Source organism: Pseudorhodobacter sp., from assembly GCF_034675685.1.
Classification (GTDB): Bacteria; Pseudomonadota; Alphaproteobacteria; order Rhodobacterales; family Rhodobacteraceae; genus Pseudorhodobacter.
Genome location: NZ_JAUCDA010000016.1, coordinates 310,051 through 333,017, shown reverse-complemented (window position 1 = coordinate 333,017; position 22,967 = coordinate 310,051). Strand labels below are relative to the sequence as shown.

At 59.3% G+C, this 22,967-nt stretch carries 19 protein-coding genes and 4 pseudogenes; 10 read left to right on the top strand and 13 right to left on the bottom strand.

Annotated features, from left to right (window positions below):
- Nucleotide 1 precedes the first annotated feature (1 nt).
- A pseudogene (recQ, locus tag VDP61_RS13005) lies at nt 2–2,048 on the top strand (DNA helicase RecQ).
- Nucleotides 2,049–2,087: 39 nt separating this feature from the next.
- Nucleotides 2,088–2,849 carry a peroxide stress protein YaaA gene (gene yaaA, locus VDP61_RS13000; RefSeq protein ID WP_323007294.1) on the top strand — a complete coding sequence of 254 codons (762 nt, stop codon included), beginning with the start codon at nt 2,088–2,090 and terminating at the stop codon, nt 2,847–2,849.
- 295 nt (nt 2,850–3,144) lie between these two features.
- Here yaaA and VDP61_RS12995 read toward each other — a convergent pair whose 3' ends face one another.
- Nucleotides 3,145–4,002, bottom strand: a complete 858-nt coding sequence (locus VDP61_RS12995) for an SDR family oxidoreductase (RefSeq protein ID WP_323007293.1) — start codon at nt 4,000–4,002, stop codon at nt 3,145–3,147.
- 406 nt (nt 4,003–4,408) lie between these two features.
- Here VDP61_RS12995 and VDP61_RS12990 point away from each other — a divergent pair, with 406 nt between their 5' ends.
- The 4 genes and pseudogenes from VDP61_RS12990 to VDP61_RS12975 all read left to right on the top strand — a co-directional run bounded on the left by VDP61_RS12990 (nt 4,409) and on the right by VDP61_RS12975 (nt 7,852).
- Nucleotides 4,409–5,890, top strand: coding sequence for an AMP nucleosidase (locus VDP61_RS12990; RefSeq protein ID WP_323007292.1), 1,482 nt, complete (start codon nt 4,409–4,411; stop codon nt 5,888–5,890).
- Between the two features lie 168 nt (nt 5,891–6,058).
- The gene (locus tag VDP61_RS12985) at nt 6,059–6,346 is read left to right on the top strand and encodes an HU family DNA-binding protein (protein ID WP_323007291.1); all 288 of its coding nucleotides are present in this window, start codon (nt 6,059–6,061) and stop codon (nt 6,344–6,346) included.
- A gap of 104 nt (nt 6,347–6,450) precedes the next feature.
- On the top strand, nt 6,451–6,966 hold the full coding sequence (locus VDP61_RS12980; RefSeq protein WP_323007290.1) for a DinB family protein: 516 nt from the start codon (nt 6,451–6,453) through the stop codon (nt 6,964–6,966).
- Between the two features lie 12 nt (nt 6,967–6,978).
- A pseudogene (locus VDP61_RS12975) lies at nt 6,979–7,852 on the top strand (DMT family transporter).
- A gap of 96 nt (nt 7,853–7,948) precedes the next feature.
- On the opposite strand, the gene hspQ reads toward VDP61_RS12975, so the two are convergent.
- Complete coding sequence (hspQ, locus tag VDP61_RS12970) at nt 7,949–8,275, bottom strand: heat shock protein HspQ (RefSeq protein ID WP_323007289.1); 327 nt, start codon at nt 8,273–8,275, stop codon at nt 7,949–7,951.
- Between the two features lie 311 nt (nt 8,276–8,586).
- Between hspQ and VDP61_RS12965 the strand changes: the two genes are divergently transcribed.
- Nucleotides 8,587–9,168, top strand: coding sequence for a lytic transglycosylase (locus VDP61_RS12965; protein WP_323007288.1), 582 nt, complete (start codon nt 8,587–8,589; stop codon nt 9,166–9,168).
- Between the two features lie 204 nt (nt 9,169–9,372).
- Here VDP61_RS12965 and VDP61_RS12960 read toward each other — a convergent pair whose 3' ends face one another.
- The 5 genes and pseudogenes from VDP61_RS12960 to VDP61_RS12940 form a co-directional block, all read right to left on the bottom strand.
- Nucleotides 9,373–10,041 (bottom strand): hypothetical protein, encoded by a 669-nt coding sequence (locus VDP61_RS12960; RefSeq protein ID WP_323007287.1) that lies wholly within the window; start codon nt 10,039–10,041, stop codon nt 9,373–9,375.
- Between the two features lie 356 nt (nt 10,042–10,397).
- Nucleotides 10,398–10,970, bottom strand: a complete 573-nt coding sequence (locus VDP61_RS12955) for an outer membrane lipoprotein carrier protein LolA (protein WP_323007547.1) — start codon at nt 10,968–10,970, stop codon at nt 10,398–10,400.
- Nucleotides 10,971–11,231: 261 nt separating this feature from the next.
- Nucleotides 11,232–14,358: pseudogene (locus tag VDP61_RS12950) on the bottom strand (DNA translocase FtsK 4TM domain-containing protein).
- A gap of 3 nt (nt 14,359–14,361) precedes the next feature.
- Entirely contained in the window at nt 14,362–15,549 is a 1,188-nt protein-coding gene (locus VDP61_RS12945; RefSeq protein WP_323007286.1) for an aminotransferase class I/II-fold pyridoxal phosphate-dependent enzyme, read from the bottom strand.
- A gap of 179 nt (nt 15,550–15,728) precedes the next feature.
- Entirely contained in the window at nt 15,729–17,060 is a 1,332-nt protein-coding gene (locus tag VDP61_RS12940) for an amidase (protein WP_323007285.1), read from the bottom strand.
- Nucleotides 17,061–17,160: 100 nt separating this feature from the next.
- On the opposite strand from VDP61_RS12940, the gene VDP61_RS12935 reads away from it, so the two are divergent.
- A complete protein-coding gene (locus VDP61_RS12935; protein ID WP_323007284.1) occupies nt 17,161–18,387 on the top strand; it encodes a UbiH/UbiF/VisC/COQ6 family ubiquinone biosynthesis hydroxylase in 1,227 nt (408 codons plus the stop codon).
- Here the strand turns inward: VDP61_RS12935 and VDP61_RS12930 are convergent.
- The 6 genes and pseudogenes from VDP61_RS12930 to VDP61_RS12905 all read right to left on the bottom strand — a co-directional run.
- Complete coding sequence (locus VDP61_RS12930) at nt 18,384–18,560, bottom strand: hypothetical protein (protein WP_323007283.1); 177 nt, start codon at nt 18,558–18,560, stop codon at nt 18,384–18,386. The two genes, VDP61_RS12935 and VDP61_RS12930, sit on opposite strands and share 4 nt — an antisense overlap.
- Nucleotides 18,561–18,767: 207 nt before the next feature.
- Nucleotides 18,768–19,406, bottom strand: coding sequence for an enoyl-CoA hydratase/isomerase family protein (locus VDP61_RS12925; RefSeq protein WP_323007282.1), 639 nt, complete (start codon nt 19,404–19,406; stop codon nt 18,768–18,770).
- Nucleotides 19,403–20,149: an SDR family oxidoreductase gene (locus VDP61_RS12920; protein WP_323007281.1), complete on the bottom strand. Its 747-nt coding sequence runs from the start codon at nt 20,147–20,149 to the stop codon at nt 19,403–19,405. Before VDP61_RS12920 ends, VDP61_RS12925 begins: the two co-directional genes overlap by 4 nt.
- A gap of 572 nt (nt 20,150–20,721) precedes the next feature.
- Nucleotides 20,722–21,129 (bottom strand): alpha/beta hydrolase-fold protein, encoded by a 408-nt coding sequence (locus tag VDP61_RS12915; protein ID WP_323007280.1) that lies wholly within the window; start codon nt 21,127–21,129, stop codon nt 20,722–20,724.
- Between the two features lie 15 nt (nt 21,130–21,144).
- Nucleotides 21,145–21,270 (bottom strand): hypothetical protein, encoded by a 126-nt coding sequence (locus VDP61_RS12910; protein WP_323007559.1) that lies wholly within the window; start codon nt 21,268–21,270, stop codon nt 21,145–21,147.
- Nucleotides 21,266–21,523, bottom strand: a pseudogene (locus tag VDP61_RS12905) (zinc-binding dehydrogenase); the annotation flags it as partial. The pseudogene VDP61_RS12905 and the gene VDP61_RS12910, both read right to left, overlap by 5 nt.
- On the opposite strand from VDP61_RS12905, the gene VDP61_RS12900 reads away from it, so the two are divergent.
- Entirely contained in the window at nt 21,492–21,710 is a 219-nt protein-coding gene (locus tag VDP61_RS12900; protein ID WP_323007279.1) for a LysR substrate-binding domain-containing protein, read from the top strand. The pseudogene VDP61_RS12905 and the gene VDP61_RS12900 overlap by 32 nt on opposite strands.
- A gap of 40 nt (nt 21,711–21,750) precedes the next feature.
- A complete protein-coding gene (locus VDP61_RS12895) occupies nt 21,751–22,656 on the top strand; it encodes a bestrophin family protein (protein WP_323007278.1) in 906 nt (301 codons plus the stop codon).
- Nucleotides 22,657–22,967 lie beyond the last annotated feature (311 nt).

Genomic DNA, 22,967 nt, shown 5'->3' with positions numbered 1-22,967 from the left:
GATGCCCACACCCACTGACCTTCTTGCCTCTGTCTTTGGCTTTTCCGAATTTCGCCCCGGCCAGGCCGAGATCGTGGAGGCCGTGCTGGCGGGGCAGAACACGCTGGCGATCATGCCGACGGGCGGCGGAAAATCCTTGTGTTTCCAACTGCCTGCGCTGTGCCGTGACGGGGTGACGGTTGTTGTCTCGCCGCTGATTGCGTTGATGCGTGATCAGGTGCGCGCGCTAAAGGCGGCCGGGGTTGAGGCGGGCGCGCTGACATCGGGCAATACCGATGAAGAAACCGAAGAGGTTTTTGCAGCCCTCGATGCGGGGCGGTTAAAGCTGTTGTATCTGGCGCCAGAACGTCTTGCATCCAGTGCGGCCGTTCAAATGCTGCGCCGCGTCGGGGTTTCCGCGATTGCGGTGGATGAGGCGCATTGCGTCAGCCAATGGGGCCATGATTTCCGCCCCGACTACCTGCGCATAGGCGAGCTGCGCCGCACCCTTGGCGTGCCCTTGGCGGCCTTTACCGCAACAGCAGATGAGGAAACCCGCGCCGAGATTGTAACGCGATTGTTTGATGGTGTGGCACCATCAACCTTTCTGCGCGGTTTTGACCGGCCGAATATTCACCTTGCCTTTGCGGTCAAGGACAATCCGCGCAGGCAAATCCTGGATTTTGCAGCCGCGCGCAAAGGACAATCGGGGATTGTCTATTGCGGCACGCGGGCCAAGACGGAAACCCTGTCGCAAGCGCTGCGCGAGGCGGGGCATCCGGCCACCGCCTATCACGGCGGCATGGATGCCGAGGACCGCCGCGCCACCGAGGCCCGGTTTCAGCGTGACGACGGCTTGATCGTGGTGGCCACGGTCGCCTTTGGCATGGGGATAGACAAGCCCGATATCCGCTGGGTTGCCCATGCCGATTTGCCCAAAAGCATCGAAGGCTACTATCAGGAAATTGGCCGCGCGGGGCGCGATTCTGCCCCTGCCGAAACCCTGACGCTCTATGGCCCCGATGATATTCGCCTGCGCCGCAGCCAGATAGATGAAGGGGCCGCCCCGGTTGAACGCAAAGACGCGGATCATGGCCGGTTGAACGCCCTGTTGGGGCTGGCCGAGGCGACTGGCTGTCGGCGTGAGGTGCTGCTGCGCTACTTTGGCGAGTCGTCCACCCCCTGTGGCAATTGCGATATTTGTGACCGCCCCGCACTGGTGTTTGATGCGACCGATGCGGTGCGCAAGGCGCTGTCGGCCATATTGCGCACCGGCGAGTCGTTTGGCGCGGGGCATTTGATTGATATTCTGACCGGCAATGCCACCGCCAAAGTGGTGCAGCGCGGCCATGACCAGTTGCCGACCTTTGCGGTGGGCAAGGATTTGACAAAACCCGCATGGGGGGCGGTGTTTCGGCAGATGATGGGCCGCGACTTGGTGCGCCCGGATACCGAGCGTTACGGCGCGCTGCGCATGACCGATGCCGCGCGCCCCATTTTGCGGGGTGAGCAAAGCATCACCCTGCGCAAGGATACAATTCAGACGGCCAGTTCGCGGCCTGTGGTGAAAACGCTTGTATCGGATGAGGATGCGCCGCTGATGTCAGCGCTGAAAGCCAAGCGCCGCGCGCTAGCCGAGGCGGCACGCGTGCCGGCCTATGTTATTTTTCCCGACCGCACGCTGATCGAGATGGCCGAGACGAGACCGCGTGATCTGGACGGAATGGCGCGGATTAACGGGATTGGCGCGAAAAAGCTGGAAAGCTATGGTGCGGCATTTCTGGCGGTGATTACCGGGGCCGAGACCGAGGCGCTGCACCCGCAACGCATGCGGCTTGCAGGCCGGGATGCGGGGGGCGGTGTTTGACCGCTTGGCGCAGGTGCATCTGGACTTGCAGCGCGGGCCGGACGGAATTGACAAGCCCCTGTCCTGCACCCAGACCACCTTGCGCCATATCGCCGAAAAGCGGCCCGCCTCATTGGCCGATCTTGACCGGATTCAAGGCATGGGGCCAGCCAAGACGCAACGCTTTGGCAAGGCGTTCCTGGCCGTGATAGCAGGGGAATAACCCCTTGATTTGCCGCATTTCAGCCTTAGATGGTAATCCATGATAACCGTGATTTCCCCCGCCAAACGGCTGGATGACAAAGCCACCCTGCCCGCCGGGTTTGCCGCAACCCAGCCAGTATTTGGCGCCGATGCGGATGTTCTGGCGCGCGTCGCGCGCAAGCTGAGCGCAGCCAGGCTGCGAAAGCTGATGGATATTTCCGAGCCCCTGGCCAAGCTGAACGTGACGCGGTTTGCTGAATTTGAAGAGGCCGCCACCAAACCTGCCGCGCTGTTCTTTGCGGGTGATACCTATGCGGGGCTAGAGGCAAAGACGCTGGAACCCGACGCGCTGCGCTGGGCGCAGGACCATCTGCGCATTCTGTCAGGGCTCTATGGCCTGTTGCGACCTTTGGACGACATCAAGGCCTATCGGCTTGAAATGGGCAGCAAGCTGAAAAACCCGCGCGGCGCGGATTTATATGCCTATTGGCGCGGGCAACTGGCTGCGGCGCTGAATGATCTGGCCGAGAAGACCGGCGCGCGCGCCTTGGTGAATTGCGCCTCGGTTGAGTATTTTGGCGCTGTGGATACAAAAACGCTGATGATACCCGTGATTACCCCCATGTTTCTTGAGGATAAGAACGGCGAGGCGAAGATTGTAAGCTTCTTTGCCAAAAAGGCACGGGGTGCCATGGCACGGTTTATTGCCGAGAACCGATTGACCGACCCGGACAGTTTGCGGGATTTTGATACGGGGGGCTATGTGTTTGACGCTGGTCGCTCTGCCCCTGAGGCGCCGGTGTTCATTCGGTCTGCGTGATCTGACGTTGTGCCTGTTGGTTGGCGGTAGTGGGGGCGCTCGCGCCCCCCTTGCCCTTAAGGGCAATTCCCCCCTGAGGATATTTTTGCCGAAAAGAAAGCGGGGGTATAAAATATCTCTTGTTGTTGAAACCAGCCTGGTTATCGCAGATCCCGAGGCGGGTCTTGTTTGCACGGCTGTTCGGGGCTGGCTGGCGATTCAATCTGATCTGGAAAGGGTATAGCAGTCTTGCGCGGGAAAACATCTGTGCGGATGGCGGGGCCTTTGCGCCGAAGCCGAAACACGGCACGCAGCGCTAAAGCGATTCGCCTTGACTGTCTTGTTCCAGCAAGCCGCGAAGGCCCGCCGCATAGTCAGGATATGCGAGTTTCACGCCCAGCTCGGATTTGATCCGATCATTCCGGACACGTTTGCTTTCTGCATAAAAGCTGCGGGCCATCGGGGTCATTTCGGCGGTATCCCAGCTTTCAGCGGGGGGAATCGGCAAGCCGAGGAGACTGGCGGCATGGGCAATCACATCTTCGGGCGGTGCCGGATCATTGTCGCAGACATTGTAGATCTGGCCGGGGTTGGGCTGGGCGATGGAGGCGGCAAGGGTTTGGGCAATATCCGCGACATGGATGCGCGAGAAGACCTGATTTGGTTTCAGGATGCGGCGGGCCGTGCCATCGCGCACCTTGGCAAAGGGGCCGCGTCCGGGGCCATAGATGCCGGCGAGGCGAAAAATATGCAGCGGCAGGCCCAGCGCCTGCCACTGGCGTTCCGCCATTACACGCTGTTGGCCGCGTTTGGTGCTGGGGGCCAGCGGGGTATCTTCATCAACCCACCCGCCCTGATGATCGCCGTAAACCCCGGTGGTCGAGAGGTAGCCGACCCAGTTCAAGTTTGCTGCCGCGATTTGACTGCCGTAGTTGGCAAGCACCGGATCGCCTGCGGCATCGGGGGCAATAGAGACAAGCAGATGCGTGGCCCTTGCCAGCGCCGGGCCAAGCGGGTTGCCGGGCCAGACCAGGGGCTCTACGCCGCTATCCTTCAGCCTTTGGCAACTTGCGGCGCTGCGTGTGGTTCCGATGATGTGCCAGCCTTGCGGCACCAGCAGCGTGGCCAGGGCTTGGGCCGAATAGCCGTGACCGAGTGAGAGGAGCGTTTTCATGGTTTGTTTATCGGCGGGGCAGGCCATGTGTGCAACTTGATTTTCAGGGTGATTTGCGGCTTGATTGCGAAATGAGCGATAATCACCCCAATCTTGCCACCCCAAGCCTTGACCAAGGGGGCGCGACGCAGACGCGACAGGGCCATCGGGCGGGCTCATTCTATTCTGGCTCGGCCTATACGAACTCTGGCTCAGGGCGGCGCGTTTGCTGTACGCAATGGCCCGGAACGGCTTGGCAACTGCGGTATTTCATGGCGCGGCGCTGGCCCAGAACCACCGCCGCGCCTGTACTTTGGGTGCCTGATGCCTGCGAAATCAGGGGGATGCATGGTTCGAACTTGCTTGCAGCTCAGGCCCAAATCGCCCTAACTACTGGATCATTTTCAACAAGAAAAAGAAAAAACAAATGAACGACGATTCTCTCTTGCCTATTTTGACACCGCAACACCCGGTGAGTGACAGCTTTACCTCGGCCGAAAAGGCCGTTGATCGGCTGGAACAGCTTTATGCGACGGCGACCGAATTTCTGGCGCAGCATTTCAGCGCTGCGGTGCTTGGCGAAAAGCCGGTAACGCGGGTGCGCGCCTATTACCCCGAAATCAGGCTGACCACGACCAGTTACACCAAAAGCGACAGCAGGCTTAGCTTTGGTCATGTGGCACAGCCCGGCACCTATTCGACCACGATCACCCGGCCTGACCTGTTTCGCAAATACCTTATTCAGCAGATTGAACTGTTGATGAAGAACCACGGGGTTACTGTGCAAATCGGGCCGTCGGATACGCCGATCCCGGTGCATTTTGCTGTGGCCGGAAATCCCGGCGTGTCGGTCCCGCAAGAAGGGGTGCTGGAATTCAACCTGCGCGATGTGTTTGATGTGCCTGACCTGGTGACAACCAATGACGATATTGTAAACGGCACGCGGGCAGCGCTTGCCGATGGGTCTTATCCGCTGGGGCCCTTTACGGCGCAGCGGGTGGATTACAGCCTTGCACGCCTTAGCCATTACACCGCAACAGATCCCGAGCATTTCCAGAATCATGTGCTGTTTACCAACTACCAGTTTTATGTTGAGGAGTTTGAAGCCTATGCACGGGCAGCCCTGGCCGACCCTGCAAGTGGCTATAGCGAATTTGTCGGCACAGGAAATGCTGTCTTGACCACGGCGGATGGCGATTTGCAGGCACCGCTAAAACTGCCGCAGATGCCGACCTATCATTTGAAGCGCCCCGATGGGCAGGGAATTACCCTGGTCAATATCGGGGTTGGGCCAAGTAATGCCAAAACCGCGACCGACCATATTGCCGTGCTGCGCCCACATGCCTGGATTATGGTCGGCCATTGCGCGGGCTTGCGCAACAGCCAGCGGCTAGGGGATTTCGTGCTGGCCCATGCCTATCTGCGCGAGGATCACGTGCTGGATGACGACCTGCCGGTATGGGTGCCGATCCCGGCGCTGGCAGAAATTCAGATCGCGCTGGAGCAGGCGGTCGCCGAGGTGACGCAATTGCAGGGGTTTGACCTGAAGCGCATCATGCGAACCGGCACTGTGGCGACCATCGACAATCGCAACTGGGAATTGCGCGACCATTCTGGCCCTGTGATGCGGCTTAGCCAAAGCCGGGCGATAGCGCTGGATATGGAAAGCGCCACGATCGCGGCAAATGGTTTCAGGTTTCGCGTGCCTTATGGAACGCTGCTCTGTGTTTCTGACAAGCCGCTGCATGGCGAATTGAAACTGCCGGGAATGGCCTCGGACTTTTACAAAACCCAAGTGGCGCAGCATTTGAAAATCGGGATTTGCGCGATGGAACGGCTGCGAGAAATGCCGTTGGAGCGGATTCACAGCCGCAAGTTACGCAGCTTTGAGGAAACCGCTTTCTTGTAGTCGGGCCTGAAATCTACATTCAAGAAGGGGAAATCCCGCCGAAAGCTGTGGCTTTGCTGGAATTTCCCCTTGATTTAGGGCCAGAAAACCTATGTAGCGGGTGCATCTGCCCGATGGGCTGCAAAGGCCCTGTCCGACGGACAGGGCAGGAACATGGAGACAGGACATATGAACAAGCCAATGACCAAGACGCAGTTGATTGCAGCGCTGGCCGAAGAAATGGGTGCAGACAAGAAAACCGCCACCGCAGCGCTTGACGCTGTTGCAACGCTTGTCACCCGTGAGGTCGCCGCAGGCGGCGCGATCACGCTGCCGGGCCTCGGCAAGATGGCTTGCCGCGCCCGCCCAGAGCGTCAGGTGCGTAACCCGGCCACCGGCGAAACCATGACCAAAGCCGCCGACAAGCAGGTGAAGTTCACGATTGCCAAGGCATTGAAGGATTCGGTTAACGACTGATACAAACCCTCGGCTTTGCCGGTGTTTATGGGCCATCCCGGATTTGGGGTGGCCTTTTTCATTGCTGTGGGGTTTTGTGGCCACAACACTTGATGGGGGCGGCAATGCCGAACAAAGATTATGCCGTTGCCATGGCGCGCTATAATGCCTGGCAAAATGAGAACCTGACCGACGCCGCCAGTGGCTTGGATGACGCCACACGCAGGGCCGAACGTGGGGCATTCTTTGGCTCGATCGAGAAAACCTTTGCCCATATTCTATGGGGCGACCGCATTTGGTTAAGCCGTTTTACAAAAACAGAAGCACCCAGCGTCGGGATAGCAGAGTCGGTTATGATGGGCCAAAGCTGGGCCGCATTTTGTGCCACGCGCGCAGCGCTTGACGGCCAGATACTCGGCTGGGCCCATACCATAGACCCGGAATGGTTTGACGGTGATCTGTGCTGGTTTTCCGGTGCGCTGGGCCGTGAAATAACAAAGCCAAAGCGCATCTTGGTGTTGCAACTGTTCAACCATCAAACCCATCATCGCGGCCAGATCCATGCCATGCTGACGGCTGCGGGCGCCCGGCCCGGTGATACCGATGTGCCATTCATGCCCGCCCGGTTTGACGCATTGTAAAAGGACGACAGGATGGACCTGCGCGCGCTGTTCATGGGGCTGGCTTTTGCCCTGATGTGGTCTTCGGCATTCACCTCGGCGCGAATGATCGTGATGGATGCGCCGCCGCTTACCGCGCTGGCGCTACGGTTTTTCGTCTCGGGGCTGATCGGGGTGGCCATGGCCACGGCCCTTGGGCAAACCACGCGGCTGACACGGGGCCAATGGCGCGCGACGATCCTCTTTGGTATCTGCCAGAACGCGTTGTATCTGGGGTTCAACTTTGTCGCGATGCAATGGGTCGAGGCCTCATTGGCCGCCATTGTCGCCTCGACCATGCCGTTGCTGGTGGCCCTGGCCGGGTGGCTATATTTTGGAGAGCGGCTGCGGGCCCTTGGCTATGCCGGGCTGTTTGCCGGCATTGCAGGCGTGGCCATCATCATGGGCTCGCGGCTTTCGGGGGGGGGTGGACCTGTTGGGGCTGGTGTTTTGCGGCATCGGCGTACTGGCGCTTACCTTTGCCACGCTGTCGGTGCGCAGCGCCTCGGGCGGGGGCAACCTGCTGATGGTGGTCGGTTTGCAAATGCTGGTCGGATCCAGCCTGTTGGCAGTCGCGGCGGTGGCGCTGGAAAGCTGGGATGTGCATTGGACGCCGCGGCTTGGCCTTGCCTTTGCCTATACGACCCTGGTGCCGGGGCTGTTGGCAACCTGGGTCTGGTTCTTGCTGGTGGCGCGGATCGGGGCGGTACGGGCGGCAGCGTTCCACTTTCTCAACCCGTTTTTCGGTGTCGTCATCGCTGCGGTTTTTCTGGGCGAGGCGCTGACGCGTTGGGATGTGATCGGCGTCATCATCATCGCTGCCGGGATCTTGGCGGTACAACTGGCCCGCGCAAGCCGGGCAACCTAACGCAAAAAAGGTGGCGCTGCATCCGGGGCCATGAAACGCGTGCGTGCCGGGCGCGCGGGGCAATCATCCCGCCCGCATCGCTCAATTCAATTCAATTCAATTCAATTGAAACTGCAGCGGATAGCGCCCGTCTTCAAAATCTCCGAACAGGTCGGACAGGTCGGGATGGTCTACTGGCTCGCCGGTTTCATCCGGGATCAGATTTTGCTCCGATACATAAGCCACATAATAGCTTTGATCATTTTCGGCCAACAGATGATAGAATGGCTGATCCTTGGGCGGGCGGCTATCTTCGGGAATGTTTTCATACCATTCGTCGGTATTGGAAAACATCGCATCGACATCAAACACCACACCCCGGAAAGGATGCTTGCGATGGCGCAGAACTTGGCCCAAGTGATATTTTGCGCGTGTTTTCAGCATATGTTGCATCCCCCGACTGTGCTTAATACCCCCATGGGGCAGGTCTTGTCCATCGGTCCAAGCGGCAAAATAGGGAAACAGTTTGTGAACCGCGTCCTTACAGTGCTGCAAGCCAAGGCCCCTGCTGGCTTTTTGGCCAGGCGCGGCCTGACGGTACGGGCCGGGTTGCTATTACCCGCCCCCCCCGGCCCGCCGGTTCAAGACAACGCCGCCCACTCTCGCTTTTCTGATCTGGGTGCCGTGCCTGCCCCATTTCCCTTTGCACCGCTTTGCCCTATAGTCACTGAAAACAAGAATGTGCGAGGGGCATAATGAGCAGGTTTCTCCGCGCGTCGATCCTTTTGTTGTTGCTGGCCTCTTGTGGCAGCGGCAACTTTTCGGCGCCCCGTGATTTGGACAATGCATGCAGTATTGTGCGTGAACGTCCACGATATTACAGCGCCATGAAGGCGACCGAGCGTAAATGGGGCATCCCGGTTCATGTGCAGATGGCAACGATTCATCAGGAATTGAAATTCATCGGCGACGCCAAAACCCCGCATAAATTTGCGCTGGGAATCATTCCGTTGGGGCGCCAAAGTTCGGCCTATGGCTACAGTCAGGCGCTTGATGGCACCTGGGAGGAATACCAGAAAGAGCAGCGCCGCGGGTCGGCCCGCCGTGACCGGATAGATGACGCCACCGATTTCATGGGCTGGTATATGGACCAAACCGAAAAAGGGCTTGGCATTTCCAAATGGGATGCCCGCGCCCATTACCTTGCCTATCACGAAGGCCGCACCGGCTATGCCCGCGGCACCTATAACGACAAGCCGTGGCTTTTGGCGGTGTCACAAAAGGTAGCCGACCGGGCAGATCTGTACCGCAGCCAGTTGGCGAGTTGCAGGCGATAAGGGCTGTGCCGCCAAGGCTGGTTTTGGCGTGGGGTCTGCGACTGGCCGTTTCGGAGAAACAGGCCTCCCGCCGAAAGCATTTCTATGCGTTTCCAAAAATGGTGGTTTTGGTCAACATCAGAGACGTTGTGAGAGGGTTATGAAAAACAGCCAGAACCTGCATGAGAAAGCAATATACTTGGGGAATGTAAGATAAAAGCGTGTCTATTCCTTCTTAATTTCGCTCTGCACAACGCCATCGTTGTTTAGAAGAACAACTCGCCCAATATTTGTGTTAGGTCCCCAGTCCCTATTTATTAACATACCGTCAACGATATACAGGTCTTCAATATCGTAACGTGTCCATGATCCTTTTCCATCAGACAGACTGATAAACGCTGGGATAGCGTTTGTTACAATGCGAAAATATTCTGTGTCGGCGTGTGCTGCAAAAGATTTCATTACCGCTAGGACTTCTTCGTATTCCGTTATTCGCTCATCCACGAGGAAGGCACACACCGCCTCAAACCCACCACCTCCTACGCCCACAATTGCAGCAGGGACCCAGACAAGTGGATTCAGAATGATAGCTCCAGCCGTTCCTAGTGCGCCACCAGTTCCAGCAATAATACCAATTGTGCCAGCGGCCGATCCCCCGGCCAAAGTCGAACCTAACATTGTCAACCCGCTGCCAGCATTCACCAGCGTATAAACGCCCATCGCCGTAGCTGCCCCAGTGGCTGAAGAAACACCCAGGGCACCACCAATAGCTGCTTTACTTCCAGTATCACCAAGAATGCGCGACGGACGATAATCGCAGGTATCAGCGTAAACGGGCGCAACACTAACGCAAAGTCCCGTCATCGCGGCCATCAAAACATTGCGAATGAGCATCTTACCAACCTCCACCGGACATTCCCAAAGTAGTCTGTCGAACTTGGACAGTGTTACCTCGCCAGGCCTTGGGATCAAGCATTTTTAGCCTCGGATAGTATGGTCGCGGGAAAATGACCGTAATCGGTGGCAGGACGGCGACATACAGCTATTTTGCAGAAAAGCTCGTTTTCAGCACATGCAGCAAACACTCTATTTTGCGCGTCCTAAAACCCCGTTCTAAACTCAGCAGTTGTTGAAGGTTTTTGCCCACTTGGCGAAAACGGCCAGTCGCCGCACGGCAAAATTTCCGCGAGGCTGCTGTGGCACAAACAGTCACCCCCATCGCTGGCGGCAGCGCCTAGCCATAGCCCGCCCTATTTCCGCTGTCTGGTGGCAACCGTAATATCAAACAGCGACGCGGCCAGTTTGGCGCCTTTTTTCATTTCACCCAGAATCACCGTTGTTTCCGCGCCACTGTCATCGCGGATCACCCATTGCCGCAGCTCGGTCGGGCCAGCGGTAAAGACCATCTCAATCGACCCATATTCCGGGTTTTCCGGGTCTTGGGCGCGGACGCGGGTGGTGTTGCCATCAACCTTGTGACCGACAACCATTTTTGCGCGGCCCAGATCTACATTTCCGGCCAGAATGATGGACAGGGGCGTGCGGGCCAGCGGGTATTGCTCGGGCGGCTGGTTGGATTTTGCGTCAAAGATGGCAACCTGGCCGCCACCAGCCAGCACAAGGTTCTTGTCTGGCGGGTTGTATTCAAACCGCGCACGACCGGGGCGTTGAATGTACAGCTTGCCAGTAGAAATTGACCCATCCGAATTGATCTGGGTAAACTCTGCCTCGGCTGTCGTCAGGCTGTTCAGGTAGCGCGACAACTCTTTCAACGAGATTTTTTCAGCGGCAGCAGGCACTGCCAACGCGGTCAGCATTGCCATTGCCACAAAGGGCAGCCCCAGCGAACGGATAAAAGATCTGCGATTCATTTTGGTGGTTCCCACTCATTCAGCCTCAGTCTTTTCATATAGGGCCTGGACCGCACGGCTGCATCCCTTTTGCAGCAACGACACGAGGATGTGAGCGGGCACCAGCGCATGACGGGGTTACCCAGCCTGCGCCAAAATCAATAATCGGGCGCAAAGCCCCCCTTGCGTCAGGGGCTGCAGGCTGTGCCTTGCCGCATCGCGCTTGCCTGAAAATCAATGTTCCGGCAACAAGACCTCACGTTTTCCGACATGGTTTGCCGCAGTGATGACCTGATTTTCCTCCATCTGCTCTACCAGTTTCGCGGCTTTGTTATAGCCGATCCCCAGTTTGCGCTGAATGTAAGAGGTAGAGCATTTACGGTCTTTTGCGACCACAGCCACGGCCTGATCATACAGCTCATTCTCGCTGCTGTCGCCCGAGCCGAGGCCCAGAACCAGGTCGATATCGCTTTCCTTGTCGTCATCCACGCCTTCAACCACGCCCGACATATAGGACGGCGGGCCAAAGCTTTTCAGGTGATTGACGATTTCCTCAACCTCTTCATCCGAGACGAACGGCCCGTGAATCCGGGTGATCTTGGCCCCTCCGGCCATGTAAAGCATATCGCCCATGCCAAGCAGTTGCTCGGCCCCCATTTCACCCAAAATCGTGCGGCTGTCGATTCGAGAGGTGACCTGGAACGAGATCCGCGTTGGAAAGTTCGCCTTGATCGTGCCTGTAATCACATCCACAGACGGGCGCTGCGTGGCCATTATCAGGTGGATACCCGAGGCGCGCGCCATCTGCGCAAGGCGCTGAATACAGGCTTCTATCTCTTTGCCCGCAACCATCATCAGATCGGCCATCTCGTCGACGATAACGACGATATAGGGCAGGGAAACGGGTGTGTCTTCTTCGGTTTCAAACACCGGCTCGCCGGTATCATCGTCAAACCCGGTCTGGATGGTGCGCTTGAACATTTCGCCCTTGGCCAGCGCCTCACGCACGCGGCCGTTATAGCCTTCAATATTGCGCACGCCCATTCTGGACATTTTGCGATAGCGTTCTTCCATTTCACCGACGACCCATTTCAGGGCCACGACCGCCTTTTTCGGGTCGGTCACAACCGGCGACAGCAGGTGCGGAATACCGTCATACACCGACAGTTCCAGCATCTTGGGGTCAATCATGATCATCCGGCATTCTGCGGGCGACAGTTTGTACAGCAGTGACAGAATCATCGTGTTGATCGCCACTGATTTGCCCGAACCCGTGGTCCCGGCAATCAGCAGGTGGGGCATTTTGGCAAGGTTGGCCACAATCGGCTCGCCGGCAATATCCTTGCCCAGCGCCAGCGGCAGGCTCATCGCGCTGTCGCCAAAATCGCGCGCGGCAAGAATTTCGCGCAGCACAACCTTTTCACGCCATGAATTTGGCAGTTCAATCCCGATCACCGACCGCCCCGGCACAGTAGAAACCCGCGCCGACAGCGCCGACATCGACCGTGCGATATCATCGGCCAAGCCAATGACCCGGCTGGCCTTCAGGCCCGGCGCTGGTTCCAGCTCATATTGCGTGACCACGGGGCCGGGGCGCACGGCAACAATTTCGCCTTTCACGCCGTAATCATCCAGCACCGATTCCAGCATCCGCGCGTTTTCTTCCAGCGCGTCCTCGGACAAGGTATGGCGCTGCACGGTATCGGCGCTGGCCAACAGGCTCAGCGGCGGCAATTCATAGGTTTCAATCTTGTCTTCAAACTTCAAACGCGGTTGCGCCTCGGCTATGGCCTGACGCGACGGGGGGGCAGGCTTTTTCATCGCTGGCTGCACGATGCGGCGCTGTTCCGGCGCAGCAGGGCGGGAATGCGAGGACGAGACGCGAATAATCTCTGGTTCCGGCGCGTAATCCTCAAAGTCATAGGCGCTTTCTGCGCCCTCCTCTGCATAGGGGGGACTCGATGCTGTCGTTACCATGGTGCCAATCGTCTTGCGCATCGGTGAACCCATTTTCCGGGCTCTGCGGTGGGGCCGGGGGCAGGTGCGGGCGGCTGGGCGCAGTGACAGAAAGGCGGGCCATGTTCGGGCCAAATTGCCCCGGCTGCTGCGCCATCACTGGCGGGTCAACTGGCAGGTCCGTAACCTGCTTGCTGCGGGGGGTGGCGATCAGGGGCACAGGGCCACGCCGCCCCATAACCGGGGGTTCGCGGCGGGCCAGCGCGGCCTGCACAGCCGTTTGCACCGTTGCCGGCTGATTTGCGGGCACCTGCCGCACACGCGACCGGATAACGTCATTGATCCGCGATTTGATGCGGTCTTCGCTGGTTACATTAGGCTGCGCCTGTGCGGCCGGGTCCGGTTGCGGCTGCTGATGCGTGGCCGCGCGGCGGATCATCTGTGGCACACGCGCCAACAGCCCGGTTTTTTCGGGCGCTTTTTCGGGGTAGCGCTCGGCCACCATCTGCGGCGCGGAATGGGTGGGGAAATGGGCAGGCGCATGGCTCTGCATCTCTGGCTCTCGTCTGGTCTCGGCGCGCAGGGATGCGGGGCGGCCAAAGGCAGCCCCGGTCAGGCCAACCGAGGTGTTTGCCCGAAGCGGAGCAGGCTCGGAATACACCAGATCATCTTGCTGCATCCGGCTTGCCGCCACATCACGACGCGCACGGTTCTTTTCGGCCAGCGCCTGGGCTGCGCGGGCCGTCCCTGCCGCAGATTTACCGGCCATAGACAGGCCCATCGCATAGATTGACACCGCGCCCAAGATCACAAAGCGCCAGATCGCGCGTAATTCGCGCCAATCAAAGCCGGTGACATACAGGCCCATCGCCAGCAGGCCAAGACCAAACAAGATTGACATCACCTTCAGGCCAAGCCCCGCCCCGATTGGCAAAACCATAAGCATCGCGCCCAAAACCGTATCGCCAAACAACCCGCCAAGCCCAATCGCGGCATGCGGCCAGTTTGGCCCCGGCACATGGGTCGCGGCAAAGACCGAGGCCAAGGCAATCGCAATCACGGCAAACACCACGCGCCCCATGGCGCGATCTTCGCCCCGATGCGTGATGAAGCGCATACCCCAGACCCCAAGGATCAGCGGAATACCCCATGACCCCAGACCGCCAATGATAAACAAGGTCGAGGATACTGACGCCCCGAACCGCCCTAACCAGTTGTTCACAGGGTCATCCGTGGCCACCATCCAGCCCGGATCATTGGCCGAATAGCTGGCCAGCATGGCAGCAAAGGTCAGCGCCAGCGCGATAAGCCCTACGCCCAGCAACTCTCGGCCACGCCGTTCAAGCATCGCTGCGGTGTTTTGATCCACCAGCGGATCGTGCTGCCTGACCTGATAAGATGCCATGAGTTACCGTCCTTGCCCATAGAGACAGTCGCGAAGCAAGGTAAGCCCGCGCTGCGTTTCTTCCATTGGGGCGACAAGCGCCACCCGAATATAACCGGCACCGGGGTTTTCGCCCGCCACATCGCGCGAAAGATACGCACCGGGCAAAACCCGAACCCCTGTTTCACGCCACAGCTTTACCGCCGCGGCTTCGCCGTCCTGCACCGGAAGCCACAGGAAAAACCCGGCTTGCGGCGGGCTGTACCCCTGCATCCCGGCAAAAATGCGGTCGGCAAGGGCAAATTTTTCGACATACATCGCACGCGATGCTGTGACATGCGCCTCATCTTTCCACGCGGCCTCAGAAACCATCTGCACCGGCAGCGACAACGGCGCACCGGCAAAAGCGCGAAGCTGACGAATGCGGGTGATTGATTGCACGCCCCCCGCGACAAACCCGGACCGAAGGCCCGGCAGGTTGGACCGCTTTGACAGCGAATGAAAGGTCAAGGCGCGTTCGGGGTCTGCGCCAGTGGTCTTGGCAACCGCCAAAATGCCGGGGGGCGGCGTGTCGCGGTAAATCTCGGCATAGCATTCATCCGCGAAAATCTGGAAATCATGCTTTTCCGCCAGTGCCAGCAAATCGGCCCAATAATCGCTGCTTGCCACCGCGCCCTGCGGGTTCGCGGGCGAACACAGATAGGCAATCGCGGTGCGGTCCAGCAGCTCACGCGGCAGGCTGGCGTAATCGGGCAAAAAGCCGGTCGCAGCGGTAGCCGGCACATAGACCGGCTCGGCGCCCATCGCCAAGGCGGCCACGGCATAGACCTGATAAAACGGGTTCGGCATCAGCACGACTGGCCGCTTGCCGCCTTTGGTTTCAGGGCAAAGGGCCACGGCGGCATTGAACAACCCTTCCCGCGTGCCGTTCAAAGCCATGATCTGATTGGGGTTCAGCCCCACGTCATAGCGCCGCTGCACCCAGCCCGCGATGGCCGCAAGCAAGTCGGCTGTGCCGTCATTCGGCGGATAAATCGCAAACCCATCCAGATTTGCTGCCAGAATCGGCCCGACAAAATCGGGCATCGGGTGTCGCGGTTCGCCGATCGTCATGGCGATAGGCGTGCCGCCCGAAGGAATGGGATCCAGAAGCGCGCGCAACCGTGGAAACGCGTATTCTGGCAGGTTCGAGAACCGCTCAGGGAATGCCATACTGCCTCACATCTTCGGGGTCATGTCGCCCCGTTTGGGGCTACGATAACAAGGGATTGCCGCTTGGTCCAGAAAAACGCTTTGATCATGTGCGCTTGGAGGATGCGATTGTGTCTTTTGCGCCCCTTTGCCCCCGAACACGCGAAACGATTGGCCAATCATCAACGGCTGCGGGCAGGCTAACCCAAGGCCCGTTCCGCCGCCGAGCCCAGACGCAATAGCCGTTCCTCTTGCCCCGGCCCGGCCAAAAAGCTGATCCCGCAAGATGGTTGGCCCGTGGGCAACGTCACCCCGCACAGACCGAACAGGTTGCCAATCCGGGTATTGCGCAACGCCAGCAGATTTTCGGTCACATAGTAGTCGTGATCATCCAACAGGCGCTGCGCATCAGGCGGCAGTATCGGCGCGGTGGGCAAGATCACGGCATCATAGGCGGCCGTCCTTGCTGCCCAGATCAGGCGCAGCTCCTCCAGCCGCCGCCACGCGGCCACATAATCCGCCGCCGCAATGGCAGCCCCGCTGCGGAACCGTTCCAGAATACGCGGAAACATCTTTTCAGGCGCTTTTTCGATGACATCGCGCCAAATACCGTAGGCCTCGGCGGTAAAGGTGATGCCGGCCAAACTCATCGCCTCTACCACCTCGGGGATTTTGCCGGTTTCAATCCGCGCCCCGGCTCGGGCCAATCCCTCTACCGCGCCTTCAAATCCGCGGGCGGGCGCATCGCGCAGATCATCCAGGGCCACAGTGTCCAAAACCAAAAGCCGCATCCCCTTCAGGCTTGCCCCGGCCAGATCCGCAGGCTTGCCCCCCTCCATCGCGGCCAATAGCAAGGCGCAATCTTCCACGCTACGGGCCAGCGGGCCAACCGTATCAAAGCGCTCACACAGCGGCACGACCCCGCGTGGCGACAACCGCCCCGGCGTCGTCTTCAACCCGACAAGATCATTCCAGGCCGCCGGAATACGCACCGACCCGCCCGTATCCGACCCGATCCCGGCAGCCGCCAGCCCAAAGGCAACAGAGGCCGCCGCACCCGAAGACGACCCCCCCGGCACGGCCGCAGGGTCATTCACATTCGGCGGTGTCGCGGTAACCGGGTTCAGCCCCAGCCCTGAAAATGCCAGCTCGGACATATGGGTTTTGCCCAAACAGACCAAGCCTTGCGCCGTTGCGGTGGTCAGCACCTCGGCATCGGTCACTGGCACCCTGCCCTTCAACAAGGCTGATCCGGCCTCACAGGGCGCACCTGCGGCATCAAACAGGTCTTTCCACGAAATCGGCACCCCATCCAGCAGGCCTATCCGCTGCCCTGTCCTGGCCCGATCTGCCGCAGCCATCGACATCGACCTGGCGCGGCGCGGTGTGGTGCGCGAATAGATGCGGCCAGCCTCCGGATGCCGTTCAATCGCGTCGAGAAATGCCTCTGTCAACTCTACCGGATTGATCTTGCCCGCCTCAATTCCACGGCCCAGATCTGCCGCCGTCATCCAAAGCCAATTGCCCGCCATTCCACACCTTTTGCATTTGTTGCGCAAAGGCTAGCGCCAAGCTGCGTTTCGGACAATGGGGCGCATGGACAAAGCGCTACAAAAGCTCATATTTACCCCTATGAAACAGAATGCAGATATTTTGATTGTTGGTGGTGGGCTGAACGGGCCCGCTTTGGCGTTGGCTTTGGCAAGCGGCGGCTTGCGCGTTACCGTGGTCGATGCCCGCCCCGCCCCTGCCCGTGCGCAAACCGGGTTTGACGGTCGCGCCTATTCGCTGGCGCTGGCATCGAAACGGCTGCTGTCGGTGATCGGGGTCTGGCCACAGGTCGCTGATCACGCCCAGCCGATCTTGCAAGTCAAAGCCAGTGATGGCCATGCAGGCATGGGGGCAGCGCCGTTTTTCCTGCATTTCGATCACGCCGAGATTGAGGAAGGCCCGATGGGCTTCATGGTCGAAGACCGCCACCTCTACGCCGCCTTTCTGGCCAGAATGCAGATGGAACCGAATATCACCTTGCTGTCCGGCGAAACCGTTACGGCACAAGCAACAGAGGCAACAGGCGTCTCTGTGACGCTTGCCTCTGGTCGTCAACTTGGCGCGCGGCTGCTGATTGGCTGTGACGGCCGCACCAGCGGCACCGCCCAGCGCGCGGGTATTTCACGCACGGGCTGGGGCTATGGTCAAACCGCCCTCGTCACCGCCGTCGACCATGCGCTGCCGCATAACGGCATCGCCCACCAGCTTTTCATGCCCGAAGGCCCGCTTGCCATTCTGCCGCTTCCCGGCAATCGCTCATCCATCGTATGGAGCGAGGGGACAGCGCGTGCCGCCGAGATCCAGGCATTGGACGATGACGATTATCTGACCGCCCTGCGCCCCCGCTTTGGCGATTTTCTGGGCGCGATCAAACTGGCCGGTACGCGGTTCACTTACCCGCTGTCGCTGACTCTGGCCAACAGCTTTGTTGCCCCGCGTCTGGCCTTGGTGGGCGATGCGGCGCATGGCGTGCACCCGATCGCGGGTCAAGGGCTTAACCTTGGCTTGCGCGATGTCGGCGCCTTGGCACAGATCGTGATAGAGGCGCAGCGGCTTGGCGAAGATATCGGCAGCGTTGCTGTGCTGGAGCGCTATCAACACTGGCGGCGGTTTGACGTGACAGCCCTTGCGCTGGGCATGGATGCTGTCAACCGTCTGTTTTCAAATGATAACCCCATCCTGCGACTGGGCCGTGACCTGGGTATGGGGGCGATCAACGCCCTTCCGGGCCTGCGCCGCTGCTTCATCCGTACCGCCGCAGGTTTGGAAGGCGATGTGCCGCGCCTTTTGCAAGGGCAACAGATTTAAGCCTCTTTCTTGGCAGCCTTCTTGGCCTCGGCAGCCGCCTTCATCCGGGCGACCAATTCGGCCTTTTGGGGCTGTGCACCATAGGGGTTCTTGTCGCTGCCCTTGGCGTTATGTTCGGAATAGCGTGGCGTGTTTTTGCCCATTTTGGCAGCTCCCGATGCGTTATAGTCCATGTTTCACTCCTCTTGCGGCTGGCCTGCTTGTGCCTGAATCCCGGCAGCACCGCAATCCCACGGCAACACGGCGCCATTCGGGCCATTTCATCTTGTCAAAAATGCCGGAAACCCGTCGACATGAACCGGGGTTGTGGCATTTTGGGCTGTCGCTGGCTCAGGCATCTCGGCCCTTGGCGCGAACCCGAATTCGTGCTGTGCAATGGTTCAAGCCAAAGTCGAACGGCTTTCAAGCCAGATCATCCGCTTGATCGCCTTCGCATGGGCCGGCATGGCGGCCACCGAATCCGCAGCAAGCGCCCGCGCCGCCTCGGGCAGCGCCCCCGGTTCAACGATACGGTCAATCAAGCCCCAGGTCTGGGCTTCGGCAACATCAACCTTTTGCCCCGCCATCAAAATCATAGAGGCCCGCGCCGGCCCGACCAAGCGCACCAGCCGCGGCACATCGGACGGTTGCGGCAAAAAGCCCAGCTTCATTACCGGATAGAACACCCGCGCCCCCGGCACCGCTATACGGATATCACAGGCCAGTGCCATCCCCATGGCTCCCCCGGCCAAAGTCCCATTCAGCGCCGCAATCGACAGGCAGGGCAAGGCGGCAATGGCAGCTGACAGCCGTTCCCATACCGGGCTTACCGCCAGTCCGGCATGCGCCTCTTGCAGATCCGCCCCGGCAGAAAACACCCGCCCCACGCCGGTCAGAATAAAGGCCTGCGCCCCGCCAATGGCCGCACGTTCGGCAACATCCGCCAATTCGCCCAGCATTGCCGCCGTCAGTGAATTGGCCTTTTCGGGGCGATTGATGGTAGCGGTCCAAATTCCACCATCGCAGTCAAGTTTTATCATGCCACCAACCCCACCGCCCGGCGCACCGCCGCATCGCGCAAGGAAACCTCTTGCCCCAGCCAATCATCCCCCCCCGGCCCGCACATCCAAAGCATCAGCCGCGCAGGCCAATCGGCAGGTATATGCACCGAAGGGTCAAGCTGGCTAACGGGGTTTATACCGCTTGCCTTGATTTTCACCTGCATTTCGGTCGCCACCGTACCGGGCGACATGCCCATGATCCGCAGGCCATTGCCGCCCTCTTCCAGATGCGCCGCGCGGGTCAGCATCGCCGCCCCGGCCTTTGCGGCACAATAGGCGCTCCAGCCCTCCATCGGGCCATGCGCCGCGCCTGACGACACGGTAATAATCGTTCCCCCCCCCAGCGCCCGCATCACTGGAATTGCCGCACGCATGCCATAAAAAACGCCTTTCAGGTTGATGTCGATGGCGCGTGACCAGGCGTCTGGCGAGGCATCGCCAATGCGCGCAATTGGCTCTATGACACCGGCATTGCCGATCAGCACATCCAAACCACCACACTCTGCTGCAATCCGCGCTATTGCCGCCGCAACCGCAGGCCCATCAGCCACATCACAGGCAATCGCCAAGGCATCGCGCCCGATCTCGGTTGCCAAGGCCGTAATCTCTGCCTCTGACCGCGCCAGCAACACCACCCGCGCACCTGCATCTGCAAACACCCGCGCGGTTGCTGCGCCAATGCCCCGACTCGCGCCTGTTATCGCCACGACCTTGCCTTGCATCCCGCATCTCCTTGATTGCCGCGCCTACCTGTTGCGCCAAAGGCTAGCGCAGCATGGGGGTCAGTTCCAGCCACCAATAGCGGTTCTGGCAAACAAGCGACACGATACCCCGATTCAGGTTTTTGGGCCGCGCCAGACACGCCAGCCCAGGCGATCTATGACCAAGCGGAGTGCAGGCACAGACTCTGTATCCGGCCAGGCCAAGATCATCGGTCGGCAGCGTCACGACAATATCAAACGGTCTGCCTATGCGGTCTTCGCGGGGCACAAATTATCCACGCGGCCAGCAGATGCCCTATGCAGACGCCTTCTTGCAAAAGTGCTTGCCCGCGCTATCGTGATATCGGGCGGGTGTTTGAAGTGACCGAAAAGCTGCTGAACCATATCCCCAAGGCATTATAGCGTTTCGCCTTTGACTTGAAACAAGGCCTATCACTTGACGTGTTGCAATCTTTGATTTCAGGCAGTGATGTGCGAGGCAGGTTCAAGGCAAAGCGCGTTAAGCGTTCAGATGCTTGGCGTGAAACCGCAGGTGATCATCAATAAAGCTGGCGATGAAGTGGTAGCTATGATCATAGCCTTAGCGGCGGTTCAGCTCCTACGGATAACCACGCATTGGTCGCCGCTTCCAGCGTTTCAGGCTTCAACTGCTCCTCAAGAAAATCATCGGCCTCGCCCTGACCCACAAGCGCCGGAACGCCTCGCGCGGCGTTGCCCCTCAGCAGGCTTGCATCATGGTCGGCCCATGCGGCGCTGTCCTTGCCCAGATAGGCGGTAAAGGTTTTTTGACCCCACGGGCAATTGGAGGGATTGCCAATCGGGCTGAACACCAAGACGGATTTGAAACGATCGAGATTGCGCAGCGCCAGAACCAGCGCGCCATGGCCGCCCATCGAATGGCCAAAAATCGAACGCTTGTCACTGACCGGAAGGGTCGCCGCAATCAATTGCGGCAACTCGTCCAAGACATAATCATGCATATGGTAGTGGCGGCCCTATGGTGATTGGGTGGCATTGACATAAAACCCTGCGCCCTGCCCCAGATCATAGCCGTCATCATCGGCCACATCCGCGCCGCGCGGGCTGGTATCCGGGGCGACAATCGCGCCACCAAATACCAACCCGCGCCCGCAACGCCGATGATAACCGATTCACCCCAGCCCTTGTGGCAACATTCCTGCGCCGAGCGCATGACATTGACGTTGCCGATAGATTCAAACGAATAATCACCGCCGCCGTCAGTAACTTCGACAATCACATCCTGAATCGGCTTGTCGCAGTTCTTGGGTTGACGAAGTCGGTCGCGCCCAGCTTGCGGGCCAGATCAAACTTGTTCTCGTTGATGTCGATCACGATGATCCGGCTGGCTTTGGCCATTCTCGGGATTATTCACCTTCCAGACTACTATGTTCACGTGCATTTAGAGGCGGGGCGGCTGGTGCCGATTCTCGACCCGTTTCGCGCGCCGGACAATGGTATATGGGCAATCTATCCGCACAACCGGCATCTGTCGCCAAGGGTGCGGTTGCTGCTCAGGCATTTGGGTCAGGGATTGGGCTGACCTTGCGTCTTGTGAAAAAACAATCGAAGTGGGAAATCAGATGATCGTCCGGGACTCTCCATCCTCGCTAAAGCTGTTCTTTGTCGTGCAAGGATCGGTTGTGCCGAAAATTATTGGCCGGATTATCGGCGTTGCGCTGTTGTCGGTGTTGGTTCTGCTGATCGACCATCATGTCATCACGCTGCCACATATTTCGATCGGGGCCATGGGGGTATTCGGCGTTGCTTTGTCGCTGTTTCTTGGGTTTCGCAATAATGCGGCCTATGATCGCTGGTGGGAGGCGCGCAAGCTGTGGGGCACCATGATTGCCGATGTGCGCAATCTTGGCCGGAACCTGAGCATCTTTGTCGGCAAAGGGTCCGAGCGCGATCACATCCTTTCCTGCGCCGTCGCATTTGCCCATCTTCATCGTGGGTTCTTGCGAAATATAGATGTGCGCACTGATATTGTTGGCTGGATTGGCGAGGAGAAATCGGCGGCAATGATCGCCCAGAAAAACCCCGCGGATGCGGCTTTGCGGTCTATGGCCGATCAAGTCGGCAAATTGGCCAAACAAGACGCGATTAGCGGGTTTGGCCAAATGACCATTTCGCAAACCCTGTCTTCATTGGCGCTGGCGCAGGCGGGGTGTGAGCGGATCGTGACAACACCGCTGCCGTTCGTGTATTCGCTGCTGGTGCGCCGAACGACCTATCTTTACTGCGGGTTGCTGCCTTTTGCGCTGATCGAATCCACAATCTGGTTCGCGCCGGTATTTGCGGCCGTCGTTGCCTATGTGTTCTTTGGCCTGCAAGCCGTGACCAATGAATTGGAACTGCCGTTTCGCAATGTGCAAAACGGGCTGCCATTGGATTCGATGTGCCGGATGATTGAAATTTCGGCGTGCGAAGCTTTGGGTCGCCAACCGCCTGCTGCCTTGTCCGCGGTAGACCATGTGTTGACTTAGGTATTGGCAAATCATTCGGCGTTACCCAGCCCAAATGATCGACACGCAGTGGGCCCACATCTTTCAGTCGATGCTGCGTTGCCAAGCAGCAAAGCAGGCCCCTATCGTCATGCCATTCTGGGGTGGGAAACGCCCCGGTGCTTACGCTTTCCAATTAGCTCCAGCGCGGCATCAAACAGATGAGGTTGGCGCTGGCAGAGGTATTGGCCGCAGCGCGTGAAGGCCGCCAGTCAGGGCCCCTTCGTGAACTGCCGAAGAAATAGCGCCTTGCCTTTAGGTTGAGGCAAGGCCTGCCACATAACGCGCTGAAA

Excerpts from the sequence above, each read along its gene's own strand:
- VDP61_RS12930 (WP_323007283.1), bottom strand. The coding sequence starts at position 18,560 with ATGGACTATAACGCATCGGGAGCTGCCAAAATGGGCAAAAACACGCCA.
- VDP61_RS12935 (WP_323007284.1), top strand. The coding sequence starts at position 17,161 with ATGAAACAGAATGCAGATATTTTGATTGTTGGTGGTGGGCTGAACGGG.
- VDP61_RS12925 (WP_323007282.1), bottom strand. The coding sequence starts at position 19,406 with ATGATAAAACTTGACTGCGATGGTGGAATTTGGACCGCTACCATCAAT.
- VDP61_RS12995 (WP_323007293.1), bottom strand. The coding sequence starts at position 4,002 with ATGAAAACGCTCCTCTCACTCGGTCACGGCTATTCGGCCCAAGCCCTG.
- VDP61_RS12895 (WP_323007278.1), top strand. The coding sequence starts at position 21,751 with ATGATCGTCCGGGACTCTCCATCCTCGCTAAAGCTGTTCTTTGTCGTG.
- VDP61_RS12915 (WP_323007280.1), bottom strand. The coding sequence starts at position 21,129 with ATGCATGATTATGTCTTGGACGAGTTGCCGCAATTGATTGCGGCGACC.
- VDP61_RS12980 (WP_323007290.1), top strand. The coding sequence starts at position 6,451 with ATGCCGAACAAAGATTATGCCGTTGCCATGGCGCGCTATAATGCCTGG.
- VDP61_RS12960 (WP_323007287.1), bottom strand. The coding sequence starts at position 10,041 with ATGCTCATTCGCAATGTTTTGATGGCCGCGATGACGGGACTTTGCGTT.
- VDP61_RS12965 (WP_323007288.1), top strand. The coding sequence starts at position 8,587 with ATGAGCAGGTTTCTCCGCGCGTCGATCCTTTTGTTGTTGCTGGCCTCT.
- VDP61_RS12920 (WP_323007281.1), bottom strand. The coding sequence starts at position 20,149 with ATGCAAGGCAAGGTCGTGGCGATAACAGGCGCGAGTCGGGGCATTGGC.
- VDP61_RS12985 (WP_323007291.1), top strand. The coding sequence starts at position 6,059 with ATGAACAAGCCAATGACCAAGACGCAGTTGATTGCAGCGCTGGCCGAA.
- VDP61_RS12990 (WP_323007292.1), top strand. The coding sequence starts at position 4,409 with ATGAACGACGATTCTCTCTTGCCTATTTTGACACCGCAACACCCGGTG.
- hspQ (WP_323007289.1), bottom strand. The coding sequence starts at position 8,275 with ATGCTGAAAACACGCGCAAAATATCACTTGGGCCAAGTTCTGCGCCAT.
- VDP61_RS12940 (WP_323007285.1), bottom strand. The coding sequence starts at position 17,060 with ATGGCGGGCAATTGGCTTTGGATGACGGCGGCAGATCTGGGCCGTGGA.
- VDP61_RS12900 (WP_323007279.1), top strand. The coding sequence starts at position 21,492 with ATGTCGATCACGATGATCCGGCTGGCTTTGGCCATTCTCGGGATTATT.
- VDP61_RS12955 (WP_323007547.1), bottom strand. The coding sequence starts at position 10,970 with ATGGCAATGCTGACCGCGTTGGCAGTGCCTGCTGCCGCTGAAAAAATC.
- VDP61_RS12945 (WP_323007286.1), bottom strand. The coding sequence starts at position 15,549 with ATGGCATTCCCTGAGCGGTTCTCGAACCTGCCAGAATACGCGTTTCCA.
- yaaA (WP_323007294.1), top strand. The coding sequence starts at position 2,088 with ATGATAACCGTGATTTCCCCCGCCAAACGGCTGGATGACAAAGCCACC.